This is a genomic window from Granulicatella adiacens ATCC 49175 (assembly GCF_025150565.1).
Lineage (GTDB): Bacteria > Bacillota > Bacilli > Lactobacillales > Aerococcaceae > Granulicatella > Granulicatella adiacens.
This window is the reverse complement of the sequence record NZ_CP102283.1, coordinates 1,509,678-1,528,993: the sequence shown is the minus strand read 5'-3', so window position 1 is coordinate 1,528,993 and position 19,316 is coordinate 1,509,678. Positions and strand designations below refer to the sequence as shown.

Genomic DNA, 19,316 nt, shown 5'->3' with positions numbered 1-19,316 from the left:
CGAGTGGAGTTTTGGAGTCATTTGAACCCTCGGAGATACCGGAAATCAGGGTATATTGCTATTGGCGCATTAATCGGAGTCCTAGCAGGAAGTGCGGTTAGTTTATTTAGATATATGATTGGCTTTATTTTAGAACAAGTAGTGACCGTCTATTCGTTTTTAAGAGAACAACCGCAATGGATTCCGGCATGGATTCTCTTTAGCCTTGTAATGGGGGTTATTTTAGGGCAGATTGTAAAGAGCGATCCGGATATTAAAGGAAGTGGGATTCCACAAGTAGAATTACAACTTCAAGGAAAGATGGATATGAATTGGTGGTCTGTCTGTTGGAAGAAATTCGTCGGTGGAGCGATTTCAATCGGATCAGGCCTCTTACTTGGTCGTGAAGGTCCTTCGATTCAATTAGGAGCATCGGTTGGTCAAGGAGTAGCAGAGACCTTTAAGGCAAATCGTGTACAGAAGAATGTATTTATTTCCAGTGGAGCAGGTGCCGGACTAGCGGCGGCGTTTAACGCACCGATTGCAGGACTTATGTTTGTACTGGAAGAAGTCCATCATACTTTTAGTCCACTTGTCGCCGTGACAACTCTAACAGCAGCAATCGTGGCTAACTTTATTTCATTAAATGTATTTGGGACGCATCCATCGCTTAACCTTGGGAATGACCAACGTTTTCCGATGGAATATTATGGGTATGTTGTCCTTCTTGGCATTGTCCTTGCAATTTTTGGATTAGCGTACCATCGTCTCACATTAGCTTTGCCAAAGATTTACAAGACACTTTTTCCAAAAGTGGCACCATATAATTACTGTCTCATTGCCTTTATGTTGATTATTCCTCTTGGAATATGGAATCCTCATGTTTTAGGCGGTGGTGGTGAGTTAGTATTAGCACTCGTTAAAGAAAATCATACTGTACAATTTTTAGTGGGGCTATTTGTGATTCGTTTTGTCTACTCAATGATTTCATACGGAACAGGACTGCCTGGGGGAATTTTTTTACCGATTCTTTCACTTGGAGCTCTTCTTGGGTTGGCATATGCTGAATTTCTCATTGAATTTTTAGGGGTAGACCCAAGTGTACGTGTGAGCTTCGTCTTTTTTGCGATGGCAGGGTATTTTGCGGCGATTGGGAAAGCGCCCCTAACAGCTTTACTTCTTGTAACAGAAATGGTGGGAGGCTTAAACCAATTAATGCCGCTTGGGATTTGTACTTTAGTGGCGTATATTGTGGCTGACTTCTTGAAGATGGACCCAATTTATGAAGTGTTAGCAGAACGTTTAGATAAAGAACATTCTACTACTACCAAAGGAGAACGAACGACTTTTGAAATTCCAATTATGGTGGATAGCTCGCTGGTTGGAAAAGCCATTCGTGAAGTAGAGTGGCCAAAAGAGATTATTATTGCAACCATAAGACGTGGTGCTAAAGAAATAGTGGCAAAAGGAGATACGATTCTTCTGTCTGGTGACATCTTAATCGTTGTGTGTGATGAAGGTATAGTGGGTGCAATGACCGAACAAATGACCAAAATTGCAAGTGCTATCTAGAGATATTTCAAAATAAATGGTATACTGTTGAAAAGTCAAGAGGTGAAGATGAATGAGTAACTCAGGGAAAAATTTTCAAAGAACATTTAACCAATACGTCAGAAGAAATCAAGGTTGGGTATTTATTATTCTAACGCTCGTAATATTATTTTTATCAGTATTTATCTTCCGAAGTTTCTCGAAAACGACATCAACTCCATTAGAGAACTATCAAGATCAAATGACGAAAATGCAAGAACAAATTAATTCTCAAGCGGAGAAGATTCAACTCCTCGAAGAGCAAATTAAAAAATTACAGGAAAACACAAATTAGAATAAACACCTAGATACAATCGTAAGAAGGTATCTAGGTGTTTTCATTATTGAGTTGATCAAAAATATGATGTAGTTTTTTCTGCAATTTATTAAACTTTATGTCGTCTGGTTTCTTTCCATTTAAATAGAAGGAGTAAGGAATTTCTATTTGTAGAGCTTGAACACGTTCTTGCTTTCCAAAAGTGGCAACAATACTTCCACCTGAAAAAGGAGTATCTAAACGAGTAGGGAGGTTTTGTTCTTGAAAGAGAGCTTCGATTCTCTGAAGGGAATTCTTACTGATAGAAGTCTGTTTCCTGCTCGCGAGTATCATTTCATGAGAAGGAAAAAGCGAATCATCATAACTGTGTAAATCTAAAAGAAAAACCTGTTGGTGAATGCTTAATTTTTGAGTTAAGAGCTCTTGAATTTTACGATAGTAAGGCTCGTAATAATCTTGAATCCATTGCCTTTGCTTCTGTTTAGAAGGGAAGTTTTTAAATAGAGGGACACCTTCTTCATCTGTCCGAGGAATAATCGGTTGAATGGAGTGTTTCTGTGTCATTTTAAATCGATTCACATCAACAATGTATCTAGAAACAGTAGCTTGGATGATTGTATAAGAATTAGAATCGACTAATTCAGGAAGAAACCAATCGGTATGATTTCGTTTGGCATGTGGATTACAAAGAACTTCTATTTCTTCTGGAATATGGAGCCCACTATGAGGAATAGACAGTAAAAGAGAACTGTTAGAAAGTTTGTTTTGAATATACAAAGAGCCACCTGCTTTCGATTTTCTAATAGTCCTAGTATAGCAAACGCTAGGGAGATTGTGTATAATTGATACTAACTGAAAAGGAGTGAAATTATGGCTGAAATTAAATTAGTACCAAGAAGTGAAGTAGATCCTTCTATTACATGGGATATGACTTTACTTTACCCAAGCGACGAAGCATTTTATGCAGAGTTGGACAAACTAAAGAAAGAAATGAAAGCTTTCAAAGAAAAATATGAAAATAAATTAGGGGATTTAGAAGTATTAGATGAAGCGATTCGCCAATATGAAGCGATTGAATTAGCAGTATACCGCGCTTCTCATTATGCGGAACTCCCAATGACGGTTGACCGTTTGAATCCAAAAGTGATTGAAAATGCGACAGCATTTGAAGCAGTCAGCGTATCCTATGCGGAAAATATGAGCTTTGTGATGACAGAACTCATTTCATTAGACGAAGATTTCTTAAATCAATTCGTAGCCAAGAAGAGACCAGACTTAGCATACTTTGTTGAAAAAGTGATTCGTCAAAAGAAACATACGCTCTCTAAAGATGCAGAACAAGTGCTATCAAACTTAAGCAGCTTACCAAGTTTCTATCAATTATATGAAGTAACAAAACACGAAGATATGCAATTCGAGTCATTTGAAGCAAATGGCAAGACACTTGAAAACAGCTTCGTATTATACGAAAACTTACATGAAATGGATCCTGATAAAGAAGTGCGTCGTGCTGCGGCTAAGAGCTTCTATAAAACATTAAACGCATATAAAAATACAGTTGCCAATGAATACATTTCTCAATTGAAGAAAGAAAAAATGATGGCAACAATGCGTGGTTATGATAGCGTGATTGACTACTTATTAGATGAACAAGATGGAGACCGTGAATTATACGACCGTCAAATTCGTATGCTGATAACAGACTTAGCGCCTCATATGCAACGCTATATTAAATTGTTATCGAAAGAACATGGCATCTCTGATATGCAATTCATGGATGCGAAAATCAACTTAGATCCAGAATTCGAAGTGGATATGACGATTGAAGAATCTCGTGAATACTTGAAGAAAGCTTTAGGTATTCTAGGTGAAGACTACAAGGCGATGATTGACGAAAGTTATGACAAACGCTGGACAGACTTCCCACAAAACATTGGTAAGAGCACTGGTGGATTCTGTGCGACTGTTCCTAACGTTGCCGGATTTATCCTATTATCATGGACAGGTAAAATGAACGAAGTGTTCGTGTTAGCGCACGAATTAGGGCATGCATACCACTTCATGTCAACAGGGAAGCATCAATCGATTTTAAATAATGAATGTTCGTTATACTTTGTTGAAGCTCCTTCAACATGTAATGAAGTGATTGTTTCAAACTACTTACTCAAGACAAGCACAGACGCTCGTTTCAAACGTTGGGTGATCAGTAATATGATTAGCCGTACGTACTTCCACAACATGGTAACGCACTACATGGAAGCTGTGTACCAAGATCGTATTTACAAGATGATTGATAATAACGAAATGTTGAATGCGGATGTATTATCAAATGTGAAAAAAGAAGTGATGCAAGAATTCTTTGGAGACAGCTTAGATGTCAACGAAGGGGCAGAATTAACTTGGATGCGTCAACCGCACTACTACATGGGATTATATCCATATACGTATTCAGCAGGGCTTACAATCGGTACTGCAATTGCCAACCAAATCGAAGAGAATCCTGAACACGCTAAAGTGTGGTTAGATACTTTATCTAAAGGTGGAAGCATGTCTGCCAAAGACTTAGCGATTCATGCGGGTTGTGATGTTTCAACAGATGAACCATTAAAACAAGCCATTGCTTACGTTGGACATTTAGTAGACCAATTAGAAAGCTTAACAGCAGAATTAAAAGCATAATCATAGTAAATAAAAAACGCGCTACAATCGTAGCGCGTTTTTTATTTAAGTGATAACTATGACTAACTTGAGATGAAGATAGTCCACTTTCAAAATGTTCAATTGAATTCATTTATTTATCTTTGTTTTCTATTGTTACCAAAGAATTTCGCATTGAGCACCCACCGTATCTTGAAAGGATTCGACAGGAGCTTGATTGGTTACAATATAGTCAATAGCATTGTAATTAGATAACTTGAAGTAATGACTCGTATTAAACTTTGAGTGGTCCGCAAGAAGTATCGCAACATCAGAGTTTGCAATCATCTGTTGCTTAAAAAGTGCTTGACTATGATTAGCTTCATAAGCAGCGAAACGGTCAAGCCCTCGACAGCTCATAAAGCAAATATCAGCATGGAAATTATTGATAAAACCCGTCGCAAAATCTCCCAAAGCCGAGTTTGTTCCATAGCCGATATGTCCTCCGCAGAAGAACAAAGTTATATTTTCATAATTGTTCAACTTACGTGCAATTTCGATCCCATTTGTAATCACACGTAAATTCTGAAGAGTTCCTAAGTGAGGAGCGAGTGTGGCGCACGTGGATGAACTATCGATAAAAATCGATTGGTTATCCGTTAAAAAAGTGGAGGCTGTTTCCGCTATTTGTTGTTTTCCCTGAGTTTCTTCATGGCTTCTGCTATCGTAAGCGTATTCAATATTGTTTGTAGTAACAAGTCGAACTTCACCATGAGATCGAATGATTTTTCCTTCTTTTTCCAATTTAATCAGGTCACGCCTCAATGTAGAGGTGGAGCAGTACATCAACGCTTCCAATTGAAAGGTTGAGATGATTTTCCTTTTCGTTAGAATATCCATAATACGGGACATTCGCTCGAAAGATACCATAATAAAACCCCCTAGTTGAACGTTTTTGAACATTTATGAACAAATTATAGCACAATATTTGAAGGATGTTCAATAGTTCATCCACGTATTGTATCCGCTTTCTTCAGTTGCTAATATATTAATCAGAAAGGGATGATACTATGACTTTTGATGAACAAGTAGTACGCGAACAAATTTGTGATGTGTGTCATAAAATGTGGCAACTAGGATGGGTAGCTGCCAATGACGGAAATGTCTCAGTTCGTATTGATGAGGATACCATCATCGCAACACCAACAGGTATCAGTAAGAGTTTTATCACTCCTGAAAAACTCGTTAAATTAAATATGAAAGGGGAAGTAATTGAAGCCAACGAAGGCTATCGTCCTTCAAGCGAAATTAAAATGCATATTCGCTGTTATGAAGAACGTGACGATGTGAGATCTGTTGTTCATGCTCATCCACCAATTGCAACTGGATTTACATTAGCACATATTCCATTAGATACTTATTCACTAATTGAAAGTGCGATTGTTATCGGTTCAATTCCAATTACACCATTCGGGGTTCCTTCAACAATGGAGGTTCCAGATGCGATTACACCATACTTACAAGAACACGATGTGATGTTACTTGAAAACCATGGTGCATTAACAGTGGGTAGTGATGTCATTACAGCATACTACAGAATGGAAACATTAGAACTCGTGGCTAAATCAACATTCCACGGAAGAATGTTATTACTAACAAAAGGCATTGAAGAAAAAGAAATCTCAAGAGAAAAATTAGAGCAAATGTTCAAGATGCGCGAAAACTACAAAGTTACGGGACGCCACCCAGGATACAAGAAATACAATCCTGACGGAACGGTTCGTGAAGTGTAGAAGAATAGGAGGAACAAAAATGATTCAACATCCACGCATTGGGATTCGCCCAACTATTGACGGTCGTCGCCAAGGAGTTCGCGAGTCTTTAGAAGTTCAAACAATGAATATGGCGAAGAGTGTCGCTGCTTTAATCGAGTCCACATTGAAATATCCTGATGGACAACCGGTTGAATGTGTGATTTCACCATCAACAATTGGTCGTGTACCAGAAGCAGCAGCATCTCACGAACTATTCAAAAAATCAAACGTTTGTGCAACGATTACAGTAACACCTTGCTGGTGCTATGGTAGTGAAACAATGGATATGTCTCCTGATATTCCACATGCTATTTGGGGATTCAATGGAACTGAAAGACCAGGGGCTGTATATTTAGCAGCAGTTCTTGCTTCTCATGCTCAAAAAGGAATTCCAGCATTCGGAATTTACGGTAAAGACGTACAAGAAGCTACAGATACAGAAATTCCTGAGGACGTTAAAGAAAAAATCTTACGTTACGCAAGAGCAGCTCTTGCTACAGGTTTAATGAGAGATACAGCTTACTTATCTATGGGTAGCGTATCAATGGGTATCGGTGGTTCTATCGTAGATCCTAACTTCTTCCAAGAATACTTAGGAATGCGTAATGAATCAGTAGATATGACAGAATTTACTCGCCGTATCGACCGTGGCATTTATGATCACGAAGAATTCGAACGTGCGCTTCAATGGGTGAAAGAAAACGTTAAAGAAGGATTCGACCACAACCGTGAAGACCTTGTTTTGAGCCGTGAAGAAAAAGATAAACAATGGGAATTCGTGATTAAGATGTTCTTAATCGGACGTGACTTAATGATTGGAAACCCAAGACTTGCTGAACTAGGCTTCGAAGAAGAAGCGGTTGGTCACTACGCTCTTGTGGGAGGATTCCAAGGTCAACGTCAATGGACAGACCACTTCCCTAACGGAGACTTCATGGAAACATTCCTAAACACTCAATTTGACTGGAACGGAATTCGCAGACCATACATCTTCGCAACTGAAAATGATGCGTTAAACGGTGTATCAATGCTATTCAACTACTTATTAACAAACACTCCACAAATCTTTGCGGATGTTCGTACTTACTGGAGTCCAGAAGCAGTTGAACGTGTAACAGGACATAAACTTGAAGGCCATGCTGAAAATGGATTCTTACACTTAATCAACTCTGGTTCTTGTACATTAGATGGTACTGGTCAAGCTACAAGAAACGGTGAGCCAGTGATTAAACCATTCTGGGAATTAGAACAAAGTGAAGTAGATGCAATGCTTGCAAATACTGACTTCCCAGCAGCAAACCGCGAATACTTCCGTGGCGGCGGTTACTCAACTCGTTTCTTATCTAAAGGAAATATGCCTGTGACAATGGTTCGTTTGAACTTATTGAAAGGCGTTGGACCTGTATTACAAATCGCAGAAGGATACACACTTGAATTACCTGAAGATGTACACCATACATTGGATAACCGTACAGATCCAGGCTGGCCAACAACTTGGTTTGCTCCTCGCTTAACAGGTAAAGGCGCATTCAAGTCAGTATACGATGTAATGAATAACTGGGGTGCAAACCACGGTGCTATCACTTATGGACATATTGGTGCTGACCTTATCACTCTTGCTTCAATGTTACGCATTCCTGTAAATATGCATAATGTTGCTGAAGAAGATATTTTCAGACCTAAGAATTGGTCATTATTCGGAACAGAAGATTTAGAATCAGCTGACTACCGTGCATGCCAATTATTAGGACCTATTCATAAGTAAGAGAGAGGAGAGACTAAAATGACAAAAACAATTATTTTAGCCTGTGTCGGTGGATTGACAACAAGTATGCTCGTTGAACGCATTCAAGAAGTCATTTACCGTGACAAATTAGATTACTCATTCTACTCAGTAGGGATTACTGGGATTGATACTCTAAAAAATATTGATGTCTTATTATTAGGACCTCAATTAGCTTATTTAGAAGAAAAAGCAAAAGCTTCACTTCATGTTCCAGTTGCTGTAATTTCAGACGATGACTTTGAAAACATGCGCGGAGAAGAAGTTCTAAAACAAGCGATTGAATTATTAGGTTAAGCCAATGAGCGAGACAAAAAAAGCAGATACGCAACGATTGATGCAACTCATTGTCAAAAGTAGCAAAGTAACAACTTTAGCAATGCAATCCGTTAAGAGTGCTCTTGCAGGTGATATTTCATCTGCAAGAGGCCTCCTTGATGAAGCAAGAGCTAAAGGAGTTGAAGCGCATAATGTTCAAACAGAAATGATTCAGCAAGAAATAAGAGGAGAGGGAGATAGCCCTACACTTCTTTCCGTTCATGCGCAAGATCATTTTATGAACAGCCACTTGCTGCTAGAAGTTGTAGACATCATTGTAAATCAACAAGAACAAATAGAAACGCTAAAAGAGCGTATTACAAAACTGGAACAGGTAGGTGAAATGCATGAGTAATCCAGTTATTCTTGAAATGAAGGGAATTGTGAAATCGTTTGGACCTGTAAAAGCCTTAAAAGGTGTAGACTTCGACCTAAGAGCAGGTGAAGTACACGCACTAATGGGTGAAAACGGGGCTGGTAAATCCACTTTGATGAAAGTTTTGACAGGTATTTACGGCGCGAACGAAGGAACGATTCACTATAACGGAAAACAAGTAGAATATTCAAAGCCAAAAGAGGCTATGGACGATGGGATTGTAATCGTGCACCAAGAGTTGAATATGATGAACCACTTAACAGTGGCTCAAAACATCTTCATCGGTCGTGAAGAAATTAATCAAGGTCTCTTCATCAACGATAATGCCGGAAATAAAAAGGCAAAAGAATTATTCAAATTGTTGAAACTGGATATTAATCCACAAGAAAAAGTGGGAAACTTAACAGTTGGTAAACAACAAATGGTTGAAATTGCCAAAGCATTGTCAATGGATGCTAAGATTATTGTTTTCGACGAACCAACAGCAGCGTTAACAGAATCAGAAATTAATGAATTATTCGCAATTATTGATGACTTACGTGCTAAAGGTGTAGGAATTATCTATATTTCTCACCGTATGGACGAAATTGCCCGTATTACGGACCGTGTAACGGTTATGAGGGACGGGGAATATGTTGGAACTGTAAATACAAAAGAAACTACAAAGGACGAGATCATCGCAATGATGGTTGGTCGTACTATTTACGAAGATCCGAAAGCGGTTTCTGCAGTACCAGAAGGAGCACCTGTTGTATTAGAAGTGGAACACTTAAACTCAGGAAGCCACGTAAAAGATGTTAGCTTTGTGCTTCATAAAGGTGAAATCTTAGGTTTCTCTGGATTAATGGGAGCGGGCCGAACAGAAGTAGCTCGTTTACTATTCGGAGCGGATAAGAAAGATAGCGGAACAATTAAAATTAATGGTAAAGAGGTTGATATTAAAAATCCTCAAGATGCTATTAGAGAAGGTATTGGTTATCTTTCAGAAGACCGTAAACGTTATGGATGTATCGTTGATATGACCATTGCCAATAACACAGTAATGACAAACCTTGATAAGTACATTAAAGGTGGTTTAATTGATGACGGTGAAATTGTGAAAGTCAGTGATGAATTCGTTAAACAATTAAGAACGAAAACACCATCATCGAAACAACTAGTTCGTAACTTATCAGGTGGTAACCAACAAAAAGTTGTTATTGCGAAATGGCTAGAACAAAATAGCGATATTCTAATTTTTGACGAACCAACTCGAGGAATTGACGTTGGTGCGAAAAGTGAAATCTACTCATTAATGAATGAACTAGTAGCTCAAGGAAAATCAATCATTATGATTTCTTCAGAGCTTACAGAAATTTTACGTATGAGCGATCGTATTGTTGTCATGTGTGAAGGACGTAAAACAGGTGAACTTGATATCAGTCAAGCAACTCAAGAACGTATCCTCGCTTTAGCAACGGATCGATAATCGAAGAGAGGTATTGATATGGAAGAGAAAAAGTCCCTATGGACGAAACTGGTACAATCAGTTGGATTACAAAAATTAATTGCATTAATCGCGTTGATCGTGATTTTCACATTCTTTGCAGTCTCAAGTGAATCGTTCCGTTCGTTTGATACAGCGGTAAGCATTTTAGACGCATCTTATTACATTGGTTTCTTAGCAATTGGGGTAACATTCGTTATTATCACCGGTGGTATTGACTTATCAATCGGTACAGTAATGATGTGTTCTGCCATCGTTGGTGGAGTACTCCATACAAAAATGGGTTGGCCATTATGGCTAGCATTGTTGGCAATATTAGTGATTGGGGGTGTATTTGGATTATTCAACGGAATTTTAATTGCGAAATTTGGATTGCCACCATTCATCGCAACACTTGGTACAATGATGATTTCACGTGGTTTAAGCTCAATCGTATCAAACGTACAAAGTGTAACGTTCCCATTACGTGGAACTGGTGAAGGCTGGTACAAAGACTTATTCAGAACGCAAGATAATTTTCCGACCGGGTTGATCGTCTTGATTGTCGTAGCGATTATTGCAGCCATTGTTTTAAACAAAACAAAAATTGGTCGTTACATCTTTGCTATCGGTTCAAATAAAGAAGCTACTAGACTTTCAGGTGTAAACGTTATCAAATGGGAAGGTATGGCTTATGTTATCAGTGGACTTCTAGCAGGTCTAGCTGGTATTGCATATGCTGCAACATATTCAACAATCCTTCCTGGTACAGGGAACGGTATGGAACTTGATGCCATCGCCGGAGTAGTAGTTGGTGGTACTTCACTTGCTGGTGGGGTTGGTTCTGTTGTTGGTACAATCATCGGGGTATTCATTATGTCTGTCTTGAAGATCGGTTTACCATACATCGACTTACAACCACACTATCAATTATTCATTACAGGTTTTGTTGTAATCGTTGCCGTTTACTCAGATATCTTAATCCGCATGAATAAGAAAAAATAAGTTTGATATTGTACACAATGAGTTGGGAAGACTCCTTCTTGGAAGGATCAAAAGGGACATATAAAGGAGAAAACATTATGAAAAAGTCATTCAAATATGCTATTGCAACTCTAGCTTGTGCTTCTGCATTATTAGCAGGATGTACTTCAAATAAATCAAATGCTGATGGTGGAAAAACTCAATCAGGCGGCGACTTCAAAGTAGAAGTAATCGCGAAAGGTTTCCAACATGACTTCTGGAAAGCAGTTAACAAAGGAGCTGAAAAAGCAGCTCAAGAATTAGGGGCTAAAGTTACTTTCGTAGGACCTCAAAATGAAACAGCTATCGCAGAACAATTGGAACAATTAAATAACGCGATCAACAAAAATCCAAAAGCAATCGCTTTAGCTGCATTAGATACTGAAGCAGAATTAGATGCGATTAAACAAGCACAATCTAAAAACATTCCTATTATCGGGTTTGACTCAGGGGTTCCTGGGGCACCAGAAGGAGCAATTAAAGCTACTGCCTCAACAGATAACCATGCTGCTGGTGGTAATGCCGCTGAACACTTATTCCCATTACTAGAAAAGAAAATCGGCGACAAGAAAGTTCGTATCGGGGTTGTTTCTCAAGAAGTAAACTCACTTTCAATCACTCAAAGAACAAGTGGTTTCATTGATAAAATGGTTGAATTATTAAATAAAAAAGGCATTAAAACTGCTGTAACTGGACATGACAAGTTCAAAAACGATGTAAACGAAGCGGATGCAAAAGTTGTAATCGAAGTTCGTGTTCCAGCACAAGTAGATGATGCTGCAGGTAAAACAGAAGCTTCTACAGTTCTTGAAAAAGAAGATACTGTCGCAATCTATGGTTCTAATGAATTCGCTGCAAAAGCAATCATCAATGCTAACGGCGGTTTTAAAGAATCTAAACTTGGCGCAGACAAGATCTTAGCTGTTGGGTTCGACTCAGGTGCATTACAACAAGATGCTATCCGTAAAGGAATCTTCGTTGGTTCTGTAACTCAAGACCCAGTTCAAATTGGTTACCAAGCTGTTAAATTAGCAGTTGCCGCAGCTAAAGGTGAAACAGTGAAAGACGTGGATACTGGTTCTAAATGGTATGACGCTAAGAACATCGATAGCGATGAAATCAAAGCTTTACTATACGAATAAAAAATAGGGATTAGTAATGGAGGAGAAAACATGAGCTTGATTAAATTATTAGCCATTGATTTAGGTGCAAGTTCAGGACGTGTTATGCAGGCGATTTATGACGGACGCTCCCTCCAATTATCAGAGGTTCATCGGTTCAAAAACGAACCGGTGAATCTTAATGATGGTTTGTATTGGAATTTGTTGCACTTGTTTGGAGAAATTAAGCAAGGAATCAAGAAGGCTTCCAAAGATTCGATTCCGATTCGTTCCATCTCTGTTGATACATGGGGAGTAGACTATGCCTATCTAGATCAAAATGGAGATTTGCTCTATCAACCACATTGTTACAGAGATAACCGGATGGGTCGATATGAGGAGTCATTTTATAACGCTATCTCGAAGAAAGAATTATTCCAAAAAACAGGTGTGCAGCCTGCAACCATTAATACGGTCTTACAAATCTACTCAGATTTGCAAGAAAAACCACAACTTAAAAATATCGTTCAACGCGTGTTGTTTATCCCAGATTTAATCAACTACTTACTTTCAGGGGTGCTCTCAAACGAATATACTATTGCAAGTACAAGTGGGTTACTGGATATTTTCACACAAGATTTCTCTGAAGAAGTATTTGAACGCTTAGATATTCCACGTAAATGGTTTACAACACCAACGAAGAATGGTGCAGTTTTAAGACAATTATCACCTCGCATCACTCAACAGTTGAAAGTTGATTCATTTGACGTGATTGCAGGAGCTGGACATGATACAGCTGCTGCAGTACTTGCGATTCCATATGAACATGAAAAAGGGACTGTCTTTATTTCATGTGGTACTTGGTCGCTTGTCGGAACGGAATCCGACGAACCTGTTGTAACCGATGAAGCATTTGCCTCAGGACTAACTAATGAAGGATGTTTTGATGGTAAATATCGCCTCTTACAAAACACAACAGGAATGTGGATTATTCAAGAATTACAACGCGACTGGCGCTTGCAAGGGGAAGAAGTTGGCTTTGGCGAAATGGTGACATTAGCCGAAGAAGTAACGGACAACCAAACATGGATTCATCCAAACGACCCAGTTTTCGCTTCTCCTGGAGAAATGGAAACAAAAATTAAAGAATGGTGTAAAGTGAGTGGGCAAAGAGTTCCACAAACGAAAGGTCAAATCGTTCGTGTCGTTCTAGAAAGTTTAGCTTTAACCTATCTAGAGACGATTACGCAATTAGAACAATTGACAAAACATGAAATGACAACTGTTCAAATGGTCGGCGGAGGTATTCAAAATAAATTGCTTTGCCAGTTAACGGCAGACTTTACAGGACGTACAGTCATCACAGGACCAATCGAAGCGAGTGCACTTGGAAATATCTTGTCACAAATGCTAACTCTTGGAGTGATTTCAAGCCGCAAAGAAGCACAAGATATTATTAAGGCTTCAGAACCTGTGACACGTTATGAAAGTCGTGTGATTGAGAATTTAGAAGAAATTCGCTTGAATTTCAATAAAGTGAAGAGAGGAATTCAGTCATGTTAAAACAAATTCCTAAAATTTTAAGCCCAGAACTTGTGAAATATTTAATGGAGATGGGACATGGAGATGAATTGGTACTTGCGGATGCTAACTTCCCAGCTCATCGTATCGGTCAACGAGTGATTCGTATGGACGGACATGGGGTGCCTGTTGCTTTAGAAGCGATTCTACAAGTATTACCATTAGATACTTACAGTTCATATCAAGCAGGATTAATGCAAGTCGTTCCGGGAGATCCAACTGTTCCGGTGATTTGGGACGAATATAAACGTCTCTTAGAAGAAAGCCACCCAGGAGCAGCAATTAAAGAGTTTGAACGATTTGAGTTTTACGAACAAGCAAAAGACGCCTATCTTGTAATTCAAACAGGAGAAAGTGCCTTGTATGGAAACATCATCTTGAAAAAAGGTGTTTTATAAATTTACTAGTTAGGAGAGAAAAATTATGTCAACATTTTATGTACCAGCTATTAACTTAATCGGAAGAGGAGTCGTTAAAGAAATTGGACCTTATGTAAAAGATCTAGGATATCATAAAGCTCTTTTAGTAACGGATAAATTTATCGAATCAAGTGATATTCTTCCTAAAGTCACAGAACCTTTAAAAGAAGCAGGTGTAGACTTCGTTGTTTACTCTGATGTAGAGCCAAACCCAACTTGTAAAAATGTTAACGATGGGGTTGCTGCATTAAAAGAAAACAACTGCGACTTCATCATCAGCTTAGGTGGTGGTTCACCTCAAGACTGTGCAAGCTGTATTTCAGTAATTGCAACAAATGGTGGAAAACCACAAGACTACGAAGGATTACACAAATCTGCTAAAAAAGGTTTACCAGTTGTTGCTATCAACACAACTGCTGGTACTTCAGCTGAAATTACAATCAACTATGTAATTACAGACGAAGAAAGAAAAGTTAAAATGGTAATGGTTGATAAAAACAGCCTAGCTTTAATCTCAGTAAACGACCCTGAATTAATGGTATCTAAACCAGCAGCATTAACTGCAGCAACTGGTATGGATGCATTAACTCATGCGGTTGAAGCTTTAGTAACTCCTGGTGCTTACGGGGTTACTATGAAATTATCAATTGGTGCAATCGAATTGATTAAAGAATACTTACCACGTGCTGTTAAAGATGGTCATGACATCGAAGCTCGTGAAGGTATGGTGAACGCAATCTTCTTAGGTGGTATGTCATTCAACAACGCTGGACTAGGATATGTTCACTCAATGGCTCACCAATTAGGTGCTGTTTACAAACTTCCACACGGTGTATGCTGTGCTATGTTATTACCAGTAATCGAACGCGAAAATGCTAAACGTGTTCCAGCTGCATTCCGTGATGTTGCAAAAGCTTTAGGTTTACAAACTGAAGGTAAATCTGATGAAGAATGTGCAGCATACGCAATCAAAGAAATCGAAACTCTTTCTGAAACAGTAGGTATTCCTAAGAAATTAACTGAATTAGGAATTGAAGAAAAAGACTTCGACTTCGAATATCTATCTAAGAATGCGTTAATCGATGCTTGTGCACCTGGTAACCCATTCATGCCAACATTAGAAGAAACAATTGCTTTCTACAAAGAATTGTTCTAATCGGTAAAACAAAAATATTCGTATAGCTTTTTGAACGTGGAGTATTGTCCCCCCCAGTATTTGGACAATACTCCTTATTTATTTCTGGATAAGATTTTATGAAAACGCATAAATTGTGCTTGAAATTTCAGTTTAGCTAGTCTAGTATTAAGGTATAGAATAAAAATAGGAGGAAATAGAATGATAGGGTTAATTCTTACAGGACATGGGGAGTTTGCAATTGGAGTAGGACACGCTTTAGAAATGATTGCAGGAAAACAAACTGCATATAAGGTAGTGCCTTTTTTAGAAAGCGATCCAATAGAAACTCTTGAAAATAATCTAAGAGACGCTATGAAAGAGTTGCAAGAGGAAACAGAAGGGATTGTAGTATTTGCAGACCTTTTAGGAGGAAGTCCTTTCAAATCAGCAATGGTTGCATCAATGGATTTTGATAATGTTGAGGTTGTCGTAGGTACAAACTTACCAATGTTAATTGAAATAGCGATGTTACGCGAGTTTGCTTCAAGCGCTCAAGATGTAGTGACTCAAAGTTTAACAGCAGGTCGAGAAGCCATTCAACAGGTGAGTCTTCCAACGCCTCAAGATAAAGTGGTCGAAGAAGACGGAGATGGAATTTAATGACAGCAGAAATTATTTTAGTGAGTTCACTGACATTTATCGTTTTTGTTGCTGTTATTTTAGGGGTTTATTATTTCTTCTCTAGAAAGAATATGAAGCGCCAGCAACAATATTTCGAAAAATTGCACGGTGATTTGCAGGTAGGAAAAAGAGTGATTTGTGCAAATGGTCTATACGGGACTGTGAAAAAAATTGATGAAGAAAAGACTGAAGTAGAAATTGCTAAAGGAGTTATCATTACCGTTTCTCGATATGCAATTTCTGAAGTCTTATAAAGGTGAATCTATGAAGTCTTTCTTTGGTGAATTCTATACGGGAAAAGATGGAGAAAAGTATTTTTATTTACCTTTATTAAAGAGTGTTTATAAAATTCCAGATGAGGATTTAGTAACTTTTAACGCCTTTAGACATCGCCTCATTATTGCCTTAGCAATGGGTGCCATTATCTATAGCTTTTATCCGGAGAGTATCCTCCTAAGTATTTTAGCAACACTGCTTTTTTACGCATTGTCAACAATTGCTTATGTTAAAAGTATTTTGCCAAAATATCTTGTGAAAAAAGAGGTTTTTATTTCGGAAATAGAGAAAGAAGCAGTAGAGGATTCAACCGTCCCAATTGTTAAAACTTGGATGGTAAGTCTGGTTGGAATACTGATTATTGCTGGAAGTTTCTTTGTATCTGGAGAGATACTGAATCGAATGATCGTAATTGCGTTTGGATTAGTCGTCACTTTCAGTGGAACAAGTGCAATGATTAAAAATACCAAAAAATAAATTTTCTGAAGCTTGAAGTTCAAGCTTCTTTTTTTATATAAAAAACATGTTAAAAAATGGGGGAATTTAAAACATATCATTCTTTTTTCTATTGAAAGAATGAATGAAAATGATAAAGAAGAAACAATGAAGAAAATATTAAAAATATTTTTTGTTAAACGCTTCCAAAAATCGTTAGAATTAGATATAATGAACTTAGCTTTTTATGAAAGGAGAGCGAACAATGCCAAATATTTTATTAACACGAATTGACAATCGTTTAATCCATGGTCAAGTGGCGACTCAATGGTCTTCTTATTTAGGGGCCAACCTATTATTAGTAGCCAATGACAAAGTGGCGGGAGATCCGATGCGTCAAGGGTTAATGGATATGGCTGCTCCTGCTGGTGCACAGACTCGTTACTTCACGATTGAAAAAACGATTAACATCATCGGTAAGGCAGCAGATCGTCAGTTGATTTTCATTATTTGTGAAAATCCACAAGACGTTTTAAAACTAGTAGAAGGGGGGGTACCGATTAAAAAAGTCAACATTGGGAACATGCATATGGCGGAGGGTAAACGTCAAGTTGCAGGTGTTGTCGCAGTGGATGATGCAGATGTAGCTGCATTTAAGAAACTGCAAGAGTTAGGAGTCGAACTTGAAATTCAGAAAGTTCCAACTGAAGGAAAAGAAGACGTATCGAAATTATTTCAATAATTTATATTTATAAAAGGGGTCAATGAATATGCAAGCAAGTTTTATTCAAATTTTATTAGTATTCCTAGTAACGTTTGTAGCTGCGATTGACCAATTTAGCTTTTTAGAATCACTTTATCAACCAATCGTTATGGGTCCTGTGATTGGAGCTATTTTGGGAGATCTCCAAACTGGTTTAATTGTTGGGGGTACTTATCAATTAATGACAATCGGTAACATGCCAGTCGGTGGGGCACAACCACCTAATGCCGTAATCGGTGGAATTATGGCGACAGTTTTGGCTATCAGTCTTAAATTAGATCCAGCTGCTGCAGTAGGTGCGGCTGTTCCATTTGCACTTTTAGGTCAATATGGCGTTACTTTGATTTTTGCTTTAATGTCACCAATGATGGCAGTAGCCGATGGATATGCACATGATGCTAATCCAAAAGGTATTGTTCGCTTGAACTACTTAGCGATGGCTGCTCTTGGGGCTATCTTTGGTCTTGTAGTTGTATTATTCTTTATCGGTGGACAAACAATCGGGGATACTTTAACGAAATCTATTCCTGAATGGTTTATGGCTGGTTTAGGTGCAGCAGGGGGTATGATGCGCTTTGTTGGGTTTGCAATCTTACTTAAAGTAATGGTTTCTAAAGAACTATGGGGCTTCTACTTCTTAGGTTTTGCTTTAGCAAACATTGTTTCTGCAAGTGAAAGCTTAGGTGGCTCTGCATTAGTATTATTAGCGTTTGTTGGTTTTGCAATTGCATACTGGGATTTCCAAATCCATACAAAATTCAAAACAGCTGGTGCTAGCATTGTGAACGATGGAGGTGAAGAAGATGGCATATAATATTCCAGATTCTTATAAAAACCAAACGCCTGCTCCACGCTTAGATAAAGCGACTTTAAATAAAATGGCATGGCGTTCAATTTTCCTACAAGCTTCTTTCAACTATGAACGTATGCAAGCAGCTGGTTGGTTATACGGTATTTTACCAGGGTTAGAAAAAATCCACACAGACAAAGATGACTTAGCTGCATCAATGTCTCATAACTTAGAGTTCTTTAATACTCACCCATTCTTAGTAACATTCGTAATGGGGATTGTATTATCTCTTGAACAAAACAAAGCAGATATTCAAACAATCCGTGCGGTACGTGTTGCTGCAATGGGACCATTGGGTGGTATCGGTGACGCTTTATTCTGGTTCACATTAGTTCCAATCGTAGCCGGTATTTCTTCAAACTTTGCTTTACAAGGAAGCATCGCTGGACCATTACTATTCTTGGCAGTATTCAATATTGCACAATTTGCAATTCGTTACTGGTTAATGCACTGGTCTTATAATTTAGGAACAGATGCAATTGGTATCTTTACTGCAAATGCCAAAGAATTCACTCGTGCTGCTTCAATCCTTGGAGTATTCGTTGTGGGGGCTTTAACTAGCCTTTACGGTGGTACTAAATTAGGGATTCAAATCGCAAACGGTGAAAAACCAATCGTTATCCAAACAATCTTAGATGGTGTATTACCAAAATTAATTCCACTTGGAATTACTTTAGGACTATATTACTTATTAGCGCGTAAAAAATGGACGCCATTACGTTGTATCGTTCTTCTATTAGTTGCCGGAATCGGTTTTGCGTTCTTAGGACACATACTAGGAGTTAAATTCTGGGGTTAGTCAGAATACACAAAAAAATAAGCTAGGCATTAA

General features: G+C 38.3%; 21 protein-coding genes. 19 read left to right on the top strand and 2 right to left on the bottom strand.

The window, feature by feature from the left end; translation table 11 throughout:
* Positions 1-3: 3 nt before the first annotated feature.
* Both NQ540_RS07485 and NQ540_RS07480 read left to right on the top strand, forming a co-directional pair.
* Positions 4-1,551 (top strand): ClC family H(+)/Cl(-) exchange transporter, encoded by a 1,548-nt coding sequence (locus NQ540_RS07485; protein ID WP_005606915.1) that lies wholly within the window; start codon positions 4-6, stop codon positions 1,549-1,551.
* 52 nt (positions 1,552-1,603) lie between these two features.
* The gene (locus NQ540_RS07480) at positions 1,604-1,864 is read left to right on the top strand and encodes a hypothetical protein (protein WP_005606913.1); all 261 of its coding nucleotides are present in this window, start codon (positions 1,604-1,606) and stop codon (positions 1,862-1,864) included.
* Between the two features lie 33 nt (positions 1,865-1,897).
* Here NQ540_RS07480 and NQ540_RS07475 read toward each other — a convergent pair whose 3' ends face one another.
* Complete coding sequence (locus NQ540_RS07475; RefSeq protein ID WP_005606912.1) at positions 1,898-2,623, bottom strand: N-formylglutamate amidohydrolase; 726 nt, start codon at positions 2,621-2,623, stop codon at positions 1,898-1,900.
* A 93-nt stretch (positions 2,624-2,716) separates the two neighbouring features.
* On the opposite strand from NQ540_RS07475, the gene pepF reads away from it, so the two are divergent.
* Positions 2,717-4,525 (top strand): oligoendopeptidase F, encoded by a 1,809-nt coding sequence (gene pepF / locus NQ540_RS07470; RefSeq protein ID WP_005606910.1) that lies wholly within the window; start codon positions 2,717-2,719, stop codon positions 4,523-4,525.
* Between the two features lie 135 nt (positions 4,526-4,660).
* On the opposite strand, the gene NQ540_RS07465 is transcribed toward pepF, so the two are convergent.
* Positions 4,661-5,413, bottom strand: a complete 753-nt coding sequence (locus NQ540_RS07465; RefSeq protein WP_039849118.1) for a DeoR/GlpR family DNA-binding transcription regulator — start codon at positions 5,411-5,413, stop codon at positions 4,661-4,663.
* 140 nt (positions 5,414-5,553) lie between these two features.
* Here NQ540_RS07465 and NQ540_RS07460 point away from each other — a divergent pair, with 140 nt between their 5' ends.
* The 16 genes from NQ540_RS07460 to NQ540_RS07385 all read left to right on the top strand — a co-directional run bounded on the left by NQ540_RS07460 (position 5,554) and on the right by NQ540_RS07385 (position 19,283).
* Positions 5,554-6,276: a class II aldolase/adducin family protein gene (locus NQ540_RS07460; protein ID WP_005606906.1), complete on the top strand. Its 723-nt coding sequence runs from the start codon at positions 5,554-5,556 to the stop codon at positions 6,274-6,276.
* Between the two features lie 19 nt (positions 6,277-6,295).
* Positions 6,296-8,062, top strand: a complete 1,767-nt coding sequence (locus NQ540_RS07455; protein WP_039849116.1) for an L-fucose isomerase — start codon at positions 6,296-6,298, stop codon at positions 8,060-8,062.
* A gap of 18 nt (positions 8,063-8,080) precedes the next feature.
* Positions 8,081-8,377 (top strand): PTS sugar transporter subunit IIB, encoded by a 297-nt coding sequence (locus NQ540_RS07450; protein ID WP_005606903.1) that lies wholly within the window; start codon positions 8,081-8,083, stop codon positions 8,375-8,377.
* Positions 8,378-8,381: 4 nt separating this feature from the next.
* Positions 8,382-8,753: a PTS lactose/cellobiose transporter subunit IIA gene (locus tag NQ540_RS07445; RefSeq protein ID WP_005606901.1), complete on the top strand. Its 372-nt coding sequence runs from the start codon at positions 8,382-8,384 to the stop codon at positions 8,751-8,753.
* Entirely contained in the window at positions 8,746-10,242 is a 1,497-nt protein-coding gene (locus tag NQ540_RS07440) for a sugar ABC transporter ATP-binding protein (RefSeq protein ID WP_005606899.1), read from the top strand. Before NQ540_RS07445 ends, NQ540_RS07440 begins: the two co-directional genes overlap by 8 nt.
* Before the next feature lie 18 nt (positions 10,243-10,260).
* Complete coding sequence (locus tag NQ540_RS07435; protein ID WP_005606897.1) at positions 10,261-11,244, top strand: ABC transporter permease; 984 nt, start codon at positions 10,261-10,263, stop codon at positions 11,242-11,244.
* Positions 11,245-11,321: 77 nt separating this feature from the next.
* On the top strand, positions 11,322-12,404 hold the full coding sequence (locus NQ540_RS07430) for an ABC transporter substrate-binding protein (protein ID WP_039849115.1): 1,083 nt from the start codon (positions 11,322-11,324) through the stop codon (positions 12,402-12,404).
* Positions 12,405-12,434: 30 nt separating this feature from the next.
* Positions 12,435-13,925 (top strand): rhamnulokinase, encoded by a 1,491-nt coding sequence (locus tag NQ540_RS07425; RefSeq protein ID WP_005606894.1) that lies wholly within the window; start codon positions 12,435-12,437, stop codon positions 13,923-13,925.
* Positions 13,919-14,341 carry an RbsD/FucU family protein gene (locus NQ540_RS07420; protein WP_005606893.1) on the top strand — a complete coding sequence of 141 codons (423 nt, stop codon included), beginning with the start codon at positions 13,919-13,921 and terminating at the stop codon, positions 14,339-14,341. Before NQ540_RS07425 ends, NQ540_RS07420 begins: the two co-directional genes overlap by 7 nt.
* A 25-nt stretch (positions 14,342-14,366) precedes the next feature.
* Complete coding sequence (locus tag NQ540_RS07415) at positions 14,367-15,518, top strand: iron-containing alcohol dehydrogenase (protein WP_005606891.1); 1,152 nt, start codon at positions 14,367-14,369, stop codon at positions 15,516-15,518.
* Positions 15,519-15,698: 180 nt separating this feature from the next.
* Positions 15,699-16,139, top strand: a complete 441-nt coding sequence (gene agaF / locus NQ540_RS07410; RefSeq protein WP_005606889.1) for a PTS galactosamine/N-acetylgalactosamine transporter subunit IIA — start codon at positions 15,699-15,701, stop codon at positions 16,137-16,139.
* Positions 16,139-16,414, top strand: coding sequence for a preprotein translocase subunit YajC (gene yajC / locus NQ540_RS07405; protein WP_005606888.1), 276 nt, complete (start codon positions 16,139-16,141; stop codon positions 16,412-16,414). The genes agaF and yajC overlap by 1 nt, the downstream gene beginning before the upstream one ends.
* The gene (locus tag NQ540_RS07400) at positions 16,392-16,913 is read left to right on the top strand and encodes a hypothetical protein (RefSeq protein WP_005606887.1); all 522 of its coding nucleotides are present in this window, start codon (positions 16,392-16,394) and stop codon (positions 16,911-16,913) included. Before yajC ends, NQ540_RS07400 begins: the two co-directional genes overlap by 23 nt.
* A gap of 223 nt (positions 16,914-17,136) precedes the next feature.
* Positions 17,137-17,613 (top strand): PTS N-acetylgalactosamine transporter subunit IIB, encoded by a 477-nt coding sequence (gene agaV, locus NQ540_RS07395; protein WP_005606885.1) that lies wholly within the window; start codon positions 17,137-17,139, stop codon positions 17,611-17,613.
* A gap of 28 nt (positions 17,614-17,641) precedes the next feature.
* Positions 17,642-18,448 (top strand): PTS mannose/fructose/sorbose/N-acetylgalactosamine transporter subunit IIC, encoded by an 807-nt coding sequence (locus NQ540_RS07390; protein WP_039849113.1) that lies wholly within the window; start codon positions 17,642-17,644, stop codon positions 18,446-18,448.
* The gene (locus tag NQ540_RS07385; RefSeq protein WP_039849112.1) at positions 18,438-19,283 is read left to right on the top strand and encodes a PTS system mannose/fructose/sorbose family transporter subunit IID; all 846 of its coding nucleotides are present in this window, start codon (positions 18,438-18,440) and stop codon (positions 19,281-19,283) included. The genes NQ540_RS07390 and NQ540_RS07385 overlap by 11 nt, the downstream gene beginning before the upstream one ends.
* The last annotated feature ends 33 nt before the right edge of the window (positions 19,284-19,316 follow it).

Bases quoted from the DNA above. Each gene is read 5' to 3' on its own strand.
- NQ540_RS07480 (WP_005606913.1), top strand. From the start codon at position 1,604: ATGAGTAACTCAGGGAAAAATTTTCAAAGAACATTTAACCAATACGTC.
- pepF (WP_005606910.1), top strand. From the start codon at position 2,717: ATGGCTGAAATTAAATTAGTACCAAGAAGTGAAGTAGATCCTTCTATT.
- NQ540_RS07465 (WP_039849118.1), bottom strand. From the start codon at position 5,413: ATGGTATCTTTCGAGCGAATGTCCCGTATTATGGATATTCTAACGAAA.
- NQ540_RS07460 (WP_005606906.1), top strand. From the start codon at position 5,554: ATGACTTTTGATGAACAAGTAGTACGCGAACAAATTTGTGATGTGTGT.
- NQ540_RS07455 (WP_039849116.1), top strand. From the start codon at position 6,296: ATGATTCAACATCCACGCATTGGGATTCGCCCAACTATTGACGGTCGT.
- NQ540_RS07450 (WP_005606903.1), top strand. From the start codon at position 8,081: ATGACAAAAACAATTATTTTAGCCTGTGTCGGTGGATTGACAACAAGT.
- NQ540_RS07445 (WP_005606901.1), top strand. From the start codon at position 8,382: ATGAGCGAGACAAAAAAAGCAGATACGCAACGATTGATGCAACTCATT.
- NQ540_RS07440 (WP_005606899.1), top strand. From the start codon at position 8,746: ATGAGTAATCCAGTTATTCTTGAAATGAAGGGAATTGTGAAATCGTTT.
- NQ540_RS07435 (WP_005606897.1), top strand. From the start codon at position 10,261: ATGGAAGAGAAAAAGTCCCTATGGACGAAACTGGTACAATCAGTTGGA.
- NQ540_RS07430 (WP_039849115.1), top strand. From the start codon at position 11,322: ATGAAAAAGTCATTCAAATATGCTATTGCAACTCTAGCTTGTGCTTCT.
- NQ540_RS07425 (WP_005606894.1), top strand. From the start codon at position 12,435: ATGAGCTTGATTAAATTATTAGCCATTGATTTAGGTGCAAGTTCAGGA.
- NQ540_RS07420 (WP_005606893.1), top strand. From the start codon at position 13,919: ATGTTAAAACAAATTCCTAAAATTTTAAGCCCAGAACTTGTGAAATAT.
- NQ540_RS07415 (WP_005606891.1), top strand. From the start codon at position 14,367: ATGTCAACATTTTATGTACCAGCTATTAACTTAATCGGAAGAGGAGTC.
- agaF (WP_005606889.1), top strand. From the start codon at position 15,699: ATGATAGGGTTAATTCTTACAGGACATGGGGAGTTTGCAATTGGAGTA.
- yajC (WP_005606888.1), top strand. From the start codon at position 16,139: ATGACAGCAGAAATTATTTTAGTGAGTTCACTGACATTTATCGTTTTT.
- NQ540_RS07400 (WP_005606887.1), top strand. From the start codon at position 16,392: ATGCAATTTCTGAAGTCTTATAAAGGTGAATCTATGAAGTCTTTCTTT.
- agaV (WP_005606885.1), top strand. From the start codon at position 17,137: ATGCCAAATATTTTATTAACACGAATTGACAATCGTTTAATCCATGGT.
- NQ540_RS07390 (WP_039849113.1), top strand. From the start codon at position 17,642: ATGCAAGCAAGTTTTATTCAAATTTTATTAGTATTCCTAGTAACGTTT.
- NQ540_RS07385 (WP_039849112.1), top strand. From the start codon at position 18,438: ATGGCATATAATATTCCAGATTCTTATAAAAACCAAACGCCTGCTCCA.